At 72.9% G+C, this 15,613-nt stretch carries 16 protein-coding genes, 1 tRNA gene and 1 pseudogene; 16 read left to right on the top strand and 2 right to left on the bottom strand.

The annotated features are described in order from the left end of the window. Positions 1-416 precede the first annotated feature (416 nt). From ACZ5VD_RS12760 to ACZ5VD_RS12700, 13 genes and pseudogenes are all read left to right on the top strand, one after another. The gene (locus ACZ5VD_RS12760; protein ID WP_468550264.1) at positions 417-788 is read left to right on the top strand and encodes a TcmI family type II polyketide cyclase; all 372 of its coding nucleotides are present in this window, start codon (positions 417-419) and stop codon (positions 786-788) included. Beyond that, entirely contained in the window at positions 785-1,216 is a 432-nt protein-coding gene (locus ACZ5VD_RS12755) for a cupin domain-containing protein (protein WP_468682229.1), read from the top strand. Before ACZ5VD_RS12760 ends, ACZ5VD_RS12755 begins: the two co-directional genes overlap by 4 nt. Beyond that, complete coding sequence (locus ACZ5VD_RS12750; protein ID WP_468550266.1) at positions 1,213-2,499, top strand: beta-ketoacyl-[acyl-carrier-protein] synthase family protein; 1,287 nt, start codon at positions 1,213-1,215, stop codon at positions 2,497-2,499. The genes ACZ5VD_RS12755 and ACZ5VD_RS12750 overlap by 4 nt, the downstream gene beginning before the upstream one ends. Further along, positions 2,496-3,770 (top strand): ketosynthase chain-length factor, encoded by a 1,275-nt coding sequence (locus tag ACZ5VD_RS12745; RefSeq protein ID WP_468682228.1) that lies wholly within the window; start codon positions 2,496-2,498, stop codon positions 3,768-3,770. The genes ACZ5VD_RS12750 and ACZ5VD_RS12745 overlap by 4 nt, the downstream gene beginning before the upstream one ends. 273 nt (positions 3,771-4,043) lie before the next feature. After that, positions 4,044-4,307, top strand: coding sequence for an acyl carrier protein (locus ACZ5VD_RS12740; protein ID WP_468550268.1), 264 nt, complete (start codon positions 4,044-4,046; stop codon positions 4,305-4,307). Continuing rightward, a pseudogene (locus ACZ5VD_RS12735) lies at positions 4,307-4,765 on the top strand (SRPBCC family protein); the annotation flags it as partial. The gene ACZ5VD_RS12740 and the pseudogene ACZ5VD_RS12735, both read left to right, overlap by 1 nt. Beyond that, positions 4,745-5,512 (top strand): SDR family NAD(P)-dependent oxidoreductase, encoded by a 768-nt coding sequence (locus ACZ5VD_RS12730; protein ID WP_468682486.1) that lies wholly within the window; start codon positions 4,745-4,747, stop codon positions 5,510-5,512. The pseudogene ACZ5VD_RS12735 and the gene ACZ5VD_RS12730, both read left to right, overlap by 21 nt. A 29-nt stretch (positions 5,513-5,541) precedes the next feature. Then, positions 5,542-6,291, top strand: coding sequence for an SDR family NAD(P)-dependent oxidoreductase (locus ACZ5VD_RS12725; protein ID WP_468682227.1), 750 nt, complete (start codon positions 5,542-5,544; stop codon positions 6,289-6,291). Between the two features lies 1 nt (position 6,292). Then, the gene (locus ACZ5VD_RS12720; RefSeq protein ID WP_468550270.1) at positions 6,293-6,619 is read left to right on the top strand and encodes an antibiotic biosynthesis monooxygenase family protein; all 327 of its coding nucleotides are present in this window, start codon (positions 6,293-6,295) and stop codon (positions 6,617-6,619) included. After that, a complete protein-coding gene (locus tag ACZ5VD_RS12715; protein ID WP_468550271.1) occupies positions 6,616-6,966 on the top strand; it encodes an antibiotic biosynthesis monooxygenase family protein in 351 nt (116 codons plus the stop codon). Before ACZ5VD_RS12720 ends, ACZ5VD_RS12715 begins: the two co-directional genes overlap by 4 nt. A gap of 2 nt (positions 6,967-6,968) precedes the next feature. Next, on the top strand, positions 6,969-8,216 hold the full coding sequence (locus tag ACZ5VD_RS12710) for a cytochrome P450 family protein (RefSeq protein WP_468550272.1): 1,248 nt from the start codon (positions 6,969-6,971) through the stop codon (positions 8,214-8,216). Positions 8,217-8,264: 48 nt separating this feature from the next. Beyond that, a complete protein-coding gene (locus ACZ5VD_RS12705) occupies positions 8,265-9,083 on the top strand; it encodes an SAM-dependent methyltransferase (RefSeq protein ID WP_468550273.1) in 819 nt (272 codons plus the stop codon). Positions 9,084-9,287: 204 nt separating this feature from the next. Continuing rightward, positions 9,288-10,730: a peptide MFS transporter gene (locus ACZ5VD_RS12700; protein ID WP_468682226.1), complete on the top strand. Its 1,443-nt coding sequence runs from the start codon at positions 9,288-9,290 to the stop codon at positions 10,728-10,730. A gap of 5 nt (positions 10,731-10,735) precedes the next feature. Here the strand turns inward: ACZ5VD_RS12700 and ACZ5VD_RS12695 are convergent. Together ACZ5VD_RS12695 and ACZ5VD_RS12690 are read right to left on the bottom strand one after the other, a co-directional pair. After that, positions 10,736-10,808: transfer RNA gene (locus tag ACZ5VD_RS12695), tRNA-Glu, on the bottom strand. 68 nt (positions 10,809-10,876) lie between these two features. Beyond that, positions 10,877-12,454, bottom strand: a complete 1,578-nt coding sequence (locus ACZ5VD_RS12690; protein WP_468682225.1) for a metallophosphoesterase family protein — start codon at positions 12,452-12,454, stop codon at positions 10,877-10,879. 104 nt (positions 12,455-12,558) lie between these two features. Between ACZ5VD_RS12690 and ACZ5VD_RS12685 the strand changes: the two genes are divergently transcribed. From ACZ5VD_RS12685 to ACZ5VD_RS12675, 3 genes are all read left to right on the top strand, one after another. Next, entirely contained in the window at positions 12,559-12,909 is a 351-nt protein-coding gene (locus tag ACZ5VD_RS12685; RefSeq protein WP_468550276.1) for a metallopeptidase family protein, read from the top strand. An 89-nt stretch (positions 12,910-12,998) separates the two neighbouring features. Further along, a complete protein-coding gene (locus ACZ5VD_RS12680) occupies positions 12,999-13,526 on the top strand; it encodes a hypothetical protein (RefSeq protein WP_468550277.1) in 528 nt (175 codons plus the stop codon). A gap of 289 nt (positions 13,527-13,815) precedes the next feature. Then, positions 13,816-15,613, top strand: a 1,798-nt coding sequence (locus ACZ5VD_RS12675; RefSeq protein WP_468682224.1) for a DEAD/DEAH box helicase, incomplete at its 3' end; no start/stop codon positions are given.

The following is a 15,613-nucleotide window of genomic DNA, read 5'->3' as shown; positions in this document are numbered from 1 at the left end:
TTGTGCGCCGGGGGAAGGGGCGTCTGGGGGCGGTCGGGCGGCTGCGGGCCGGTGAGGGCTGGTCGCGCAGTTCCCCGCGCCCCTTTGCGGGCTGCGCCCGCAGATGTCGGGTGGTTGCGGCCCGGTGGGGGCGACCGGCTCCCACCGGTCCCCGCGGGCGTAGCCCGCATAGGGGCGCGGGGCTGTATCGATATGCGGCTCCGCCGCGTGGGCGCGACCAGCCCCCACGTACCCGCAGCCGACCGACACCCGTGGCCGCAGCCCGCTCCGGGGCGCGGGACTGCACCGACAGGCCCCCGCGCCCCGCGCCCCATGGCCCCCCGCCCGCGCCGTCAGCGGATTTCCAGGCGCCTTCGAGAGCGCCTCGACCCTCGCCGACCAGGGTGAACACAGAACCGACAAGCCGGGAGGGCATCGTGCACCGCACACTGATCGTGGCGAGGATGGACCTCGCCGACGCCGAGGGCGTCGCGCAGGTCTTCGCCGACTCGGACAGCACCGAACTGCCGCATCTGGTGGGCGTGTCGAGGCGGACGCTCTTCGCGTTCCACAACCTGTACTTCCACCTGGTGGAGGCCGACCAGGACATCGCGCCGAACCTGTACAAGGCGCGCAGCCACCCGCTCTACAACGAGATCAACACCCGGCTCGGCCAGTTCATCTCGCCCTACGATCCCGACTGGCGTGAGCCCAAGGACGCGATGGCCGTCCCGTTCTACTCCTGGACGCCCGAGCAGGGCCCGCAGACGAGCGCCCCCCGGTCCGCGAACCTCGGCGGTGCCCGATGAGCGCCCCCGCCACCACCAGGGTCTGTGCGAACGAGGTCGCCGCCAACACCAAGCGCGGCGGCGACATCCGCGTCACCCTCAGCCCCAAGACCGTGGGCTGCACGTCGGGCTTCGGCGGGGTGCTGCGGCTGGCCGCCGGTCACCACGTCACCGAGCACTACCACCCGTACTCCGAGGAGTTCCTGCACGTCGTACAGGGCCGCCTGGAGATGACGCTGGACGGCGGCGCCCCGGTCGAACTCGGCCCCGGCGACTCGCTGTTGGTGCCCATCGGGGTACGCCACCGGCTGGTGAACACCGGTTCCGTGCCGGCCGAGGCGGTGTTCCACCTCTCCCCGCTCGCGCCGCGTCCCGAGCTCGGCCACGTCGACACCGAGCAGCCGCTCGACACGAGCGCGGGCAACCCCGATGTCGGAGCGGCCCGATGACGCCACCCGAGCGGCGCGCGGTGATCACCGGAGTGGGGGCCGTGGCTCCCGGCGGGCACGGCCGGGAGGCCTACTGGGACCTGCTCACCGCCGGCCGTACCGCCACCCGCCGCATCAGCCTGTTCGACCCGGCCGGGTTCCGCTCCCGGGTGGCCGCCGAGTGCGACTTCGACCCGCTCGCCGCCGGGCTCACCCCGCAGGAAGTGCGCCGGATGGACCGGGCCGGCCAGTTCGCGGTCGTCGCCGCCCGCGAGGCCGTCGCGGACAGCGGCATCGAACTGCCCGGCGCCGACCCGGAGCGGGTCGCGGTGAGCATCGGCAGCGCCGTCGGCTGCACCATGGGCCTGGAGGAGGAGTACGCGGTCCTTTCCGACGACGGCCGCCACTGGCTGGTCGACCACAGCTACGGCGTCCCCCACCTCTACGGCTACATGGTGCCCAGCACCCTCGCCGTCGAGGTGGCCCGGCAGGCCGGGGCCGAGGGGCCGGTGGCGCTGATCTCCACCGGCTGCACCTCGGGCCTGGACGCCGTCGGGCACGCCGTCCAGCTCATCGAGGAGGGCACCGCCGACGTCGTACTCGCCGGTGCGACCGACGCCCCGCTGTCGCCGATCACCGCCGCCTGCTTCGACGCCATCAAGGCCACCACCGCCAACAACGACGACCCCGAACACGCCTCCCGGCCCTTCGACGGGCGGCGCGACGGCTTCGTCCTCGGCGAGGGCTCCGCCGTCATGGTGATCGAGGAGCTGGAGTCCGCCAGACGCCGCGGCGCCACCGTGTACGCCGAGATCCTCGGCTTCGCCGGCCGCAGCAACGCCTTCCACATGACCGGACTCAAGCCCGACGGCCGGGAGATGGCCGAGGCCATCCGCGTCGCCCTGGACCGGGCGCGGCTCGACCCCGGCGACATCGACTACATCAACGCGCACGGCTCGGGCACCAAGCAGAACGACCGGCACGAGACCGCCGCGTTCAAGCGCAGCCTCGGGCAACGCGCCCACGAGGTGCCGGTCAGCTCCATCAAGTCGATGATCGGGCACTCGCTCGGCGCCATCGGCTCCCTGGAGATCGCCGCCTGCGCCCTCGCCCTGCGCCACCAGGTCGTCCCGCCGACCGCCAACCTCTCCACCCCCGACCCCGAGTGCGACCTCGACTACGTACCGGTGACGGCACGGGAGCACCGTATGGACCGCGTGCTCAGCGTGGGCAGCGGCTTCGGCGGCTTCCAGACGGCGATGGTCCTCGGCCGGCCCGCCGCCGCGCGAGGGGAGGCGGCATGAGCGCCTCCGGCATCCGCCCCGGCCGCCGCGGCCGGTCCGTGGTCACCGGGATCGGCGTGGTCGCGCCGACCGGGATCGGCGCCGCCCGGCACTGGGAGTCGGTGCTCGCGGGCAAGAGCGGCATCGGCCGGATCACCCGGTTCGACCCGACCGGCTACCCCGTCCGGGTCGCCGGTGAGGTCCCCGGCTTCCGGGCCGGTGAACAGGTCCCGGGACGACTCGTGCCGCAGACCGACCGGTTCACGCACTTCGCGCTGGCCGCCGCCGAGGACGCCCTCGCGGACGCCGCCGCCGATCCGGCGACCCTGCCGGAGTACGAGATGGCGGTGGTGACGGCCAGTTCCTCGGGCGGCACCGAGTTCGGCCAGCACGAGATGGAGAACCTCTACCGGCAGGGCTCCTCCTGGGTCGGCGCCTACCAGTCGATCGCCTGGTTCTACGCGGCCACCACCGGCCAGGTCTCCATCCGGCACGGCATGCGCGGCCCCTGCGGGGTCATCTGCGGCGAGCAGGCCGGCGGCCTGGACGCCCTGGGCCAGTCCCGCCGACTGCTGGACACCGGCTCCCGGCTCGTCCTCAGCGGCGGCACCGACGCCTCGCTGTGCCCGTACGGCCTGGTGGCACAGTTGTCCACCGGCCACCTGTCCACCGAGGACGATCCCGCCCGCGCCTACCTGCCCTTCGACGCGGCCGCCTCCGGCTTCGTCCCGGGCGAGGGCGGCGCCATCCTCGTCGTCGAGAACGCCGAGGCGGCACGGGCCCGCGGAGTCCCGTCGTACGGCGAACTCCTCGGCTACGCAGCCGGTTTCGACCCCACGACGGACGGCACCGCCGCACGCCACTCGGTGCTGGTGTCCGTCGTCCGGCGCGCGCTCGCCGACGCCGGACTCACCCCGGACGCCGTCGACATGGTCTTCGCCGACGCCTCCGGCGTACCCGCCGAGGACCTGGCCGAGGCCCGCGCGATCACCGAGGTCTTCGGCCCCGGCGAAGTGCCGGTGACCGCGCCGAAGACCCTCACGGGACGCCTCTACGGGGGCGGCGCCGCGCTGGATGTGGCGACCGCGCTGCTCGCCCTGAGCGCGGGCGTGGTCCCGCACACCGCCGGCCTCGCCCGCCCGGCCCCCGGCTGCGAGATCGACCTCGTCCTCGACCGCCCACGCCGGACCGACCCCCGCACCGCCCTGATCCTGGCCCGCGGCCACGGCGGCTTCACCTCCGCGCTACTGGTCGGGGCGGGCGACCGCCCCATGAGGGCACAGCCCGCCTAGGGGCGCGGGCCGGTATCGACACGCGGCTCCGCCGTGCGGGCGCGACCGGCCCCCACCACCCCGCAGCCGACCGACAACCGGCCCCACAGCCCACGACCGACCCACCTGCAGCCAACCGCCCATGCGGGCGCAGCCCGCATTCAGGGGCGCGGGGCCGTATCGATATGCGGCTCCGCCGTGCGGGCGCGACCAGCTCCCACTCACCCGCAGCCGACCAACGACCAACGACCAACGACCGACCCCGACCCACGACAGCCCGAAAGGCGGCTCCAAATGCCGGAGTTCACCCTCGACGACCTACGGCGGATCCTGCGCGCCGGCGCCGGCGTCGACGAGCAGACCGACCTCGACGGCGAGCACTTCGCCGACACCACGTTCTCCGACCTCGGCTACGACTCCCTCGCACTGCTGGAGCTGGTCAACCGCGTGGAGCGCGAGTACGGCATCCAGATCCCCGACGGCGACCTGGCACACACCCAGACCCCGCGAGAGGCCCTCGCCTACGTGCACGCCCGGCTCACGGAGGCCCGCGTCTGATGGCAGGACACGCAGGACACACCGACAACGCGATCGTCGTCGAGGCACCGATGGACCTGGTGTGGACGATGACCAACGACGTGGCCTCCTGGCCGCGGCTGTTCAGCGAGTACGCCTCCGCCGAGATCCTCGGCCGGGCCGGCGACACCGTCACCTTCCGGCTCGCCCTGCACCCGGACGAGACCGGCACGGTCTGGAGCTGGGTCTCCGAGCGCACCCCCGACCCGGTCACCCGCACCGTCGTGGCCCGCCGGGTCGAGACCGGCCCCTTCGCGTACATGAACATCCGCTGGGAGTACGAGGAGGTGCCCGGCGGCGTACGGATGCGCTGGCTCCAGGACTTCGAGATGAAGCCCGGTGCCCCGATCGACGACGCAGGGATGACCGCCCGCCTCAACCGCAACACCGCCGTCCAGATGCGGCTGATCAAGGCCAAGGTGGAGACCGCGGCCCGGGCCGGCCGCCAACTGGAGGGCAAGCGGCTCCTGGTGACAGGCGGCAGCCGCGGCATCGGCCGGGGCATCGTGCTCGCCGCGGCCCGCGCCGGCGCGGACGTCGTCACCTGCTACCGCACCCCCGGCGAGGCCGTCGCCACCCTGGAGGAGGAACTCGCCGGCACCCCGGGCAAGCACCAGGTGCTGCGCGCCGACGTCGCCGACGAGGCCGACGTGGACCGGCTGGCCGCCGAGTGCGAGGCGAGCCTCGGCGGGCTGGACGCCGTGGTCAACAACGCCGGCACGTTCCGCCCCCAGCCGTACGAGGAACTCGGCCCGGCCGAGTGGGCCGCCACCCTGCAGGGCAACCTCACCGCCACCCACCTCGTCACCCGCCGCACCCTGCCGCTGCTCGGCGCCGGCTCCTCGGTCGTCAACATCGGCTCCACGGTCGCCTTCATCGGCATGGCCGGCGGCGTCCACTACACCGCCGTGAAGTCCGCGCTCATCGGCATGACCCGCTCGCTGGCCCGGGAACTCGGGCCGCGCGGCATCCGCGTCAACACCGTCTCCCCCGGCCGGATCGACACCGAGGCGCTCGACGAACTGCCCGCCGAGGAAGCCCGACGGCAGCGCGCCATGTTCGCCTCCTTCAGCGCGCTCGGCCGGCTCGGGACCGTCGACGACATCGCCCAGGCCGTGCTCTTCCTCGTCAGCGACCACGCCACGTACGTCACCGGCCAGAACATCCACGTCGACGGCTGCGTGTGAGCCGCGACCCAGCCCAGGAGGTACCCCCAGTGGAACTCGCACTGCACGGCAGGAAACTGATCGTCACCGGCGGCACCCGGGGCATCGGCCGGGGCATCGTCCTCGCCGCGGCCCGCTCCGGCGCCGACGTCCTCACCTGCTACCGGCAGGAGAGCGAGGCCGTCGACAGCCTGACCGCCGCCCTCAAGGAGACCGCCGGCGACCACCACGTGCTGCGCGCGGACGTCGGCGACATCGCTGAGGTCGACCGGCTCGTCGGTGAGGCCAAGGACCGCTTCGGGCGGCTCGACGGCATCGTCAACAACGCGGGAGTGATCAGCCACATCCCGTTCGCGGAGCTGCCCGCCGAGGAGTGGTCGCGGATCCTCGACACCAACCTCACGGCCGCCTACCGGGTCATCCAGCAGGCGCTGCCGCTGCTCGGCGCCGGCTCCTCGGTCGTCAACATCGGCTCGCGCGGCGCCGCGGCGGGCATCCCGCTGCGCGCCCACTACACCGCCGCCAAGGCCGCCATGATCGGGATGACCCGCTCGCTCGCCAAGGAACTCGGCCCGCAGGGCATCCGGGTCAACGTGGTCGCCCCCGGCGTGATCGAGACCGAGGCCTTCGACACCATGCCCGCCGACCGTGCCGACGGAATGCGGGCCACCTACTCCCGCAAGACCGCGCTCGCCCGCCTCGGCACCGTCGAGGAACTGGCCGGCCCGGTGCTGTTCCTGCTCAGCGACGTCTCCGCCTACATCACCGGCGAGACGATCAACGTCGACGGGGGCATCTGACATGGCCGAGATGTCCGACCAGGTGTTCCGGGTCATGTTGCGCATGCAGATCAAGCCCGACATGGGACACGAGTTCGAGAAGGTGTGGCTGGAGGTCGGCGACTCCGTCACCACGCATCCCGCCAACCTCGGCCAGTGGCTGTCCCGCAGCGCCGAGGAGAACGGCGTCTACTACATCGTCAGCGACTGGGTGGACGAGCCGCGCTTCCGCGAATTCGAGACCAGCGACCGGCACCTGGAACACCGCCAGAAACTGCATCCGTACCGCAGCGGCGGCTCCATGACGACCATGCACGTCGTCGCCGCCCTCACCGGCGCCGCGTCGTGACCTCCGAAGCGGCCTCCGGTGCCGTGGAGGTGGTGCTCTACCACCTGAGCGACGACCCGGTCCCGGTGCTGGACGCGTACCACGAGGCCAGCCGCCGGATGGCGGGCACCGCCGGGCTGCTCGGCAACAAGCTGCTGCACCCGCTCGGCGACCCGCGCGGCTACGTCGTGGTCAGCCGCTGGTCCGACTGGGAGGCGTTCACCGCCTGGGAGAAGGGCGCCGCGCACAAGGAACAGACCGCCCCGCTACGGCGGTTCCGCGACACCGACCGGGACCGCCCCTTCGAGATCTACCGGGAACTCGCCCACTACCCGGCCGAGTTGGCCCACGTCACGGAAGGAGCCTGAGAATGGCCCGCACGGACACCCCGCCGGCCGACCTGTTCACACCCGCCTTCCACCAGAACCCGCACGAGGCGCTGGCCGGACTGCGGCAGACCGCCCCCGCCGTGCCCGTGATGACGCCGAACGGACTGCGCACCTGGCTGGTCACCGGGTACGAGCACGCCCGGGAGCTGCTCGCCGACCCCCGGCTGAGCAAGGACATGCGGGTCGGCAGGGACCTCATCCCGCACAACTTCGCCGACCCCGACAAGCAGCGGGAGTTCCTCGCGGAGTCGGGGGAGCGCAGCCAGTTCCCGCACGTCCTCAGCGTGCACATGCTCGACAGCGACCCGCCGGACCACACCCGGCTGCGCCGGCTCGTCGGCCGGGCCTTCACCGCACGCCGGGTCGAGTCCCTGCGGCCCCGCATCACAGAACTCACCGACGAACTGCTGGAAGCCGTCGCCAGGCACGCCGAGGTGGACCTGATGGAGGCCCTGGCCTTTCCGGTGCCGTTCACGGTCATCTGCTGGCTGCTCGGTGTGCCCCCGGACGACCGGGCCGCGTTCCGCCGCTGGTCCAACCTGCTCGTCTCCGGCGCGGGCACCGAAGAGGTCCGCGAGGCCAGCGCGTCGATGATCGCCTACCTGAAGGCGCTGATCGAGACCAAGCGGGCCGAACCGGCCGACGACATGCTCACCGATCTCGTGCACGCCCAGGACGCCGGCGACCAGCTGTCGTCCGACGAGCTGATCTCCATGGCGTTCCTGCTGCTGGTGGCCGGCCACGAGACCACGGTCAACCTCATCGGCAACGGCGCCCTCGCCCTGCTCACCCACCCCGAGGTGCGCGAGCAGCTCGCCGCGGACGCTTCCCTGTGGCCCGCGGCCGTGGAGGAGTTCCTCCGCTACGACGGCCCGGTCACCAACGCCACCTGGCGGTTCACCACCGAACCCGTCGAGGTCGGCTCCGTGGTCATCCCCGAGGGCGAGTTCGTGACCATCTCGCTCGGCGCCGCAGGCCGGGACCCGGCCCGTTACCCCGACCCGGACAGCCTGGACGTCACCCGGTCCCACAGCGCCTCGGTCGCCTTCGGCCACGGCATCCACCACTGCCTGGGCGCCCCGCTGGCCCGGCTCGAAGGGCAGATCGTCCTCAGCCGCCTCTTCGCACGCTTCCCCGCGCTGCGGCCCGCCGTGGACGTGGGCGAACTGCGCTGGCGCAGCAGCCTGATGATGCGCGGCCTCGAGGAACTCCCGGTGTTCACGGCGTAACAGCCCACCCGCCCCGCCCCCGCCTATCGGCTCCTGGAGGAGACACCCGTGGAACAGCAGGACACCGAGCGCCCCGCCTGGGCGCCCCCGGAGGTCGACATCGACACCCCGAGCATCGCCCGGGTCTACGACCACTGGATCGGCGGCACCCACAACTTCCCGGCGGACCGGGAACTCGCCCGCAAGGTCGCCGCCGGCAACCCGGACCTCCCCGCCACCCTGAAGGCCAACCGCGCCTTCCTGCGCCGCGCGGTAAGGGAACTGTCGGCGCTCGGCATACGCCAGTTCCTGGACATCGGCTCCGGCATCCCGGCCGAGGGCAACGTCCACGACGTGGCCCTCGCCGCCCACCCGGACAGCAAGGTCGTCTACGTCGACATCGACCCGGTGGCCGTCGCGCACGGCCGGGCCCTGCTGGCCGACGAACCCCGGGCGGCCGTCTTCCAGGGCGATCTGTACAAGTCCCGGGAGATCCTGGACGCGCCCGACACCCGTCGGCTGATCGACTTCGGGCAGCCGGTCGCGCTGATCCTCGCCGCCGTACTGCACTTCGTCCCGGACGCGGACGATCCGCTCGCCCTGGTCGGGCAGTACACCGAGGGGCTCGCGCCCGGCAGCGCCCTGGTGATCTCGCACGCCGGCGCGGAGGAGGTCCCGCGGGCCGCACCGGAGGCCGCCGAGCAGTACCGGGGCGCGGTGAGCCAGGTCATCTGGCGCGACAACCGGGAACTCGCCGCACTCTTCGGGGACTTCGAGCTCCTGGAGCCCGGCGTGGTCCGCGCCCCGCTGTGGCGCCCCGAACCGGTGGACACCCCCGACCCGAGCCTCGCGATGCTGGCCGGAGCGGCCCTCAAACCGGCCCGGTGACCACGGGTGAAGACCTCGCACACCACACCGGATCCCCCACCGAACACCACGCCCGCGGACTCCGGAGCGCCTGGGGCCCGCACGGCCTCCGGGGTTTCCGGGGCTCCCCGGACCGCCACGGCAGCCTCCGGCCCGCCCGGTGTCCCCGAGACCTCCGCCGTTTCCGCCGTTTCCGTTTCGGCCGCAGACTCCGCCACCCCACGCGTGACGGTGCGGACGGGCCGGGGCCGCAGCCCCGGCTTCGGCACCCTGCTCGCGGTCGATCTGTGGGAGCGGTTCAGCTTCTTCGGCATGGCGGCGATCCTGGTGCTGTACCTGACCGCCTCCGAGGCCCGCGGCGGCCTGGGCATGGCCCCGCAGACTGCCACCGCGGTCTTCGCGGCGTACATGTCGCTGAGCTTCATGGCCGGCCTGCCCGGCGGCTGGCTCGCCGACCGGGTGCTGGGCGCCCGCCGGGCGGTCCTGCTCGGCGGGGTCCTCATCACCTGCGGCCACGCGGTCCTCGCGGTCCCGGTGACGGGCACGCTCTACGCCGGGCTGCTGCTGGTCGTCGCGGGCACCGGCCTGGTCAAGCCGGCCATGGCGGCGATGGTCGCGGGGGTCAGCGGGGACGGGGAGGGCCGCCGTGAGGCCGCCTTCTCGCTCTTCTACCTGTGCATCCAGGTCAGCGCGCTCGTCGCCCCCGTCGTGACCGGCCTGCTGGCGGAGCGCGTCGCCTGGCACCTGGGCTTCGCGGCGGCTGCCGTCGGCATGACGGCGGGCCTGGTCCAGTTCGCCCTCGGCCGGCGCCGGTACGGGGAGGTGGGCGCACGTCCCTCCCGCCCGGTGCCGCACGCCGAGGCCGCCGCGATGCTCAGGCGTGCCGCGGGGGCCACGGGGGCGCTGGCCGCCCTGCTGGTCGTCCCGGCGTCCCTCGGACTGCTGCCGCTGCCCGCGGTGCTCGCCGTCCTCGGCCTGACCACGGTCACCCTCCCGTTCTGGTACCTGCGCTCACTGCGCCGGGCCGCCCCGCCCGGGGCGGAGCAGCGGCGCCGACTCACCGGGTTCACGGCGCTGATGGCGGCCTCGGCCGCGTTCTGGATGATCTTCGCGCAGAGCGGCTCGGTGCTCAGCCTGTTCGCGGAGCGTCACACCGACCGGGGCCTGCTCGGCTTCGAGGTCCCCGCCAGCTGGTTCCAGTCCGTGCACCCGCTCTTCGTCCTGCTGGCAGCCCCGTTCGTCGCCCGCCTCTGGCGGCGTGCGGGGCCGCGTGTCGACGCGCCCGTCAAGTTCGCGGGGGCGCTGATCGCGGCCGGGCTGAGCTTCGTGCTGATGGCGGTCGCGGCCCGGCTCGCCGAGCACGGCCCGGTCGGCCCGTACTGGCTGCTGCTGGTCTACCTGCTCTACTCCTGCGGCGAGATCGCCCTCGCACCGGCCGGCCTGGCGCTGGCCGCCGCGGTCGCACCGCCCGGCAGCACCAGCCGACTGCTCGCGGTGAACGGCCTGTTCGGCGCGGTGGGTGTGGTGGTGGGAGGCCAGTTGTTCCGGCTGACCACGGTCATGCCCCTGGCCGGATATTTCCTGCTCCTGGGGGCTTTCGTCCTCGCAGTCGGTACGGCGGTCGCGCTCAGTACCCTGCGGCTGCGTCGAATGCTCGGCGCGAAGTGATGAAGTACCCCCAACGGGATTCGAACCCGTGCTACCGCCTTGAAAGGGCGGCGTCCTAGGCCGCTAGACGATGAGGGCCGGTACGGCGCGACTGTACTACGGCGTCAGGGCCGGGACCAAACCGAATAGGCGCAGTCCACGCCGCCCTAGGGGGTGGACCCGCTCGGGCTCGGGCTCGGGCTCGGGGTCGGGGTCCGGGTGGCCCCCGGCTGGTTCTCCTCGACCAGGTGACGGCTGACCTCGGCGGTCGTGAGGCCGAGGCCGCCGAGCTTGATCTCGTCCCAGGCCTGGAGGCGGCGGGTGTCGCGGTCCATGTAGAGGATCGACGCCTCGATGGGGTCGGGGTACTTGCCCTCGATGGCGCGCAGGCCGCTGCCGCCCGTCGAGCCCTCGATCCGCAGGCGGGTGCCGTTCCTGAGGATCTCCGTCTCGTTGTGGTGGAGGTGGCCGGCCAGGGCCAGCGGGACCGTGCCGTCCACCTCGCGGGCGGCCGACGGCTCGTGCGCGACGGCCACGTCGACGGGGGTGCCGGCGGCCTGCTGGGCGCGCAGGGCCGTGGCCAGCAGGGAGCCCGCCTGTTCCTGGGACTCCTCGGCGCCGGGGTCGTTCGAGCGGTCGGGGGTGAACTGGGGGTCGCCGATCCCGGCGAACCGCAGGCCGGCGACGGTCTCGGCCCTGCCGTCGTCCAGGACGTGCACGTTCTCCAGGCCTTCGAGGTAGCGCTGGGTGGTGCGGGAGTCGTGGTTGCCGCGCACCCAGACGTAGGGGGCGCCGAGGTCCTCGATGGGGTCCAGGAAGCCGTTCTCGGCGGCCGAGCCGTGGTCCATCGTGTCGCCGGAGTCGACGATCACGTCGACCTTGTACTGCTCCACCAGCGACGAGATGATCTGCCAGCTCGCCGGGTTGAGGTGGATGTCGGAGACGTGCAGGACACGGATGGTGGAGGGGTCGGGCGCGTAGGTGGGGAGCGTGGAGGTGGCGTCGTAGAGCTTCGTCACGTTCGTCACCAGGCGGGCCAGCTCCTTCTGGTAGACGTCGAATTCGGTGACGATGCTGCGTGCGTTGCCGACCAGGGACGGGGCCGAGGAGAGCAGGCCGGAGAACTTCGGCTCCAGGACGGATTCGGGGTTCCAGGTGGCGTACGCCGTGCCGCCCGAGGCGGCCAGCAGGGTCAGGGCCAGTCCGCCGGCCGCGAGGGCCCGGCGGGGGCGGCGGTAGACCGCGAGGCCGAGGGTGGTGGCTCCGGCGACGACGGCGACGCAGGAGCGTACGGCCAGGTCGAGGGTGCCGTGTTCGACGTCCTCGGCGACCTCGTCCTGAAGGCCGGAGAGGCGCTCGGGGTGGTCGACCAGGGCCTGCGAGCGGACCGGGTCGAGCTGGTCGACGTTGACGTCGAGGCGGACCGGGGCGTGGTGGCTGTCGAGCTGGAGCGCGCCGAGCGGCGAGACGTTGATCTTCGTGCCGCCGGTGAGGGAGGGACGCAGGGTCATCGTCGTGTCCATGGGGCCGACCGGGGCCCGTACGTTGCCGACGATCAGCAGGCCCAGCCAGGCGCCGAGGACGACCACCGCGACCAGGCCGAGGGCGCGGGCCCAGGGATGCGGCTGGGGGACCAGCTCGAAGGACGGGTGGGGCCGGCGGACGCGGTAGTGGCGGGCCAGGGCGCGCGGAGCCCTGCGCAGGGTGTGCGCGATGTTCCGGACGGCGAGGGGGACGCGTGCCATTGGTCGCGTATGCCCAAGTGCGCGTGTGGATATGCGGGCCCGTTCCCGACTCCCGGGCGTGCTCCCGACTCTCCCGCGACGGCCGCGTACCGGACAATGGGCCTGTGCTGGAGATGACGCGCGAGGAGTTCGAGGAACTGGTCGCCGAGTCGCTGGACCGGATTCCGCCGGAGCTGACACGGCTGATGGACAACGTCGCGGTGTTCGTCGAGGACGAGCCGCCGGCGGACGATCCCGAGCTGCTCGGGCTCTACGAGGGGACGCCGCTGACCGATCGCGGGGAGTGGTACGCGGGGGTGCTGCCGGACCGGATCACCATCTACCGGGGGCCGACGCTGCGGATGTGCGGGACGCGGGAGGAGGTCGTCGCGGAGACCGAGGTGACGGTGGTGCACGAGATCGCCCACCACTTCGGGATCGACGACGCCCGGCTGCACGCACTCGGGTACGGGTGAACGCCGTGTGACGCAGGTCGCGTGTCCTCTTGTGGGCGGCGGGAGTTGGACAGGTTGACTCCTTCACCCTCCACCGGAGGTGGCCGCCCGTGCGCCCCTTGTACGTACCCGTCCGTCTGGCCGCCACGGTCATGGCCGTCGCCGCCGCCGCCGGCTGCATGAGCGTCGGCGACGACGACGGCGGCGGGAGCGCGAAGCCCTCGCACTCCGCCGGACATCGAGGTGGTGAGGCTCCCGACGGCGGGGCGGCGGGGTCCGGCGGCGGCCCGGGGTTCGGCGCCGGGGCCGGCGACGGCAAGCACGGACACGACAGGCACAAGAAGGGCGAGGGGGAGTCGGCGTCGCCCTCGGCGTCCACGTCGGCGAAGGCGAGCGCGTCGGCCTCGGCGGGCGCCAAGCCGGGGAAGGGCAAGCCGGACCGGCCGGGCCCCGACCCGACCGGGCCCGCGCCGACCCCCACACGTACGGTCGAGCCGCAGCCGACCCCCTCGGACCCGCCGCCGCCCTCGCCGTCCCCGGAGCCGCCGTCCGCCGAGCCGTCGTCGTCGGCGCACGAGCCGCCGGGGCCGCAGCTGGGGGAGCGGGAGCCGGCCCCGCAGGCCGGGTCGCCGGTCTAGTGCCCGTCCGCTCCGGCGCCGGTCCGCTCCGTGCCCCGTCCGCTGTGCCCGGCACCCGGTCCGGCCTGGGGTGTGACGTACGTCTAGTCCCTGGGGCCCGGTTTGCCTTGGGGGGTGGTGGGTGCGTATGGTGGTAGATCGTTTGATCCCATTGCCCGGCGCCGAAAAAGAGCGCGCCGTGTGGCGCGTTCTCTCCCTTGCCGTGGCTGACCGCATAGAGGCGGTCGTATTGCGAAACACGGAGTTGACGGGCGCGTGCCGACGAGACTCCGGAAGGTTTCGCATACGCATGTCCATTTCCAGTACTGATCACGCCGTCGTGCCCGAGAACGAGAGCACCGAGGGCGTGGCCGACACCCCCGAGGTCACGTTCGCGAGCCTCGGTCTCCCCGAGGGCGTCGTGCGCAAGCTCGCCCAGAACGGCGTGACCTCCCCCTTCCCGATCCAGGCCGCGACCATCCCGGACGCCCTGGCCGGCAAGGACATCCTCGGCCGTGGCCGCACCGGCTCCGGCAAGACCCTCTCCTTCGGCCTGCCGGCCCTGGCCCAGCTGGCCGGCGGCCGCACCGAGAAGCACAAGCCGCGCGCCGTCATCCTCACGCCGACCCGCGAGCTCGCCATGCAGGTCGCCGACGCGCTGCAGCCCTACGGCGACGTCCTCGGCCTCAAGATGAAGGTCGTCTGCGGCGGTACGTCGATGGGCAACCAGATCTACGCCCTGGAGCGCGGCGTCGACGTCCTCGTCGCCACCCCGGGCCGGCTGCGCGACATCATCAACCGCGGCGCCTGCTCCCTGGAGAACATCCAGATCGCCGTCATCGACGAGGCCGACCAGATGTCGGACCTGGGCTTCCTGCCCGAGGTCACCGAGCTGCTCGACCAGGTCCCGGCCGGCGGCCAGCGGATGCTCTTCTCGGCCACGATGGAGAACGAGATCTCCACGCTGGTCAAGCGCTACCTGAAGGACCCGGTCACGCACGAGGTCGACAGCGCGCAGGGCAACGTCACGACGATGTCGCACCACATCCTCATCGTGAAGCCCAAGGACAAGGCGCCGGTCACCTCCGCGATCGCCTCCCGCAAGGGCCGCACGATCATCTTCGTCCGCACCCAGCTGGGCGCCGACCGCATCGCCGAGCAGCTGTGCGACTCCGGCGTGAAGGCCGACGCGCTGCACGGCGGTATGACGCAGGGCGCGCGCACCCGGGTGCTTGAGGACTTCAAGAAGGGCTACGTCAACGCGCTCGTCGCGACCGACGTCGCCGCCCGCGGCATCCACGTCGACGGCATCGACCTGGTCCTGAACGTGGACCCGGCCGGTGACCACAAGGACTACCTGCACCGCGCCGGCCGTACGGCCCGCGCCGGTCGTACGGGCACGGTCGTCTCGCTCTCGCTGCCGCACCAGCGCCGCCAGATCTTCCGGCTGATGGAGGACGCGGGCGTCGACGCCGGCCGTCACATCATCAACTCCGGTACGGCCTTCGAGCCCGAGGTCGCCGAGATCACCGGCGCCCGTTCGATGACCGAGGTCCAGGCCGAGTCCGCGGGCAACGCGGCTCAGCAGGCCGAGCGCGAGGTCGCCCAGCTCTCCAAGGAGCTGGAGCGGGCGCAGCGCCGTGCGAGCGAGCTGCGCGAGGAGGCCGACCGTCTGGTCGCCCGTGCCGCCCGTGAGCAGGGTGAGGACCCGGAGGCCGCGGTGGCCGAGGCGCAGGCCGCGGTCGCGGCCGAGGCGGCCGTACCCGAGCAGCCGGTGGCTCAGGACACGGACCGGGACGACCGTGGCGGCCGTTCCTACGAGCGTCGTGACGACAACCGTGGTGGCGGCTTCCGCCGCGACGACCGTCGTGACGACAACCGTGGCGGCTTCCGTCGTGACGACAACCGTGGTGGTGCTCCCCGTTCCTTCGAGCGCCGGGACGACAACCGCGGTGGCGGCCGTTCCTTCGAGCGTCGTGACGACAACCGTGGTGGCGGCTTCCGCCGCGACGACCGTCGTGACGACAACCGTGGTGGTGCTCCCCGTTCCTTCGAGCGCCGGGACGACAACCGCGGTGGCGGCCGTTCCTTCGAGCGTCGTGACGACA

The organism is Streptomyces sp. NPDC032822, assembly GCF_055578825.1.
This window is presented reverse-complemented; position numbering and strand designations above follow the sequence as displayed.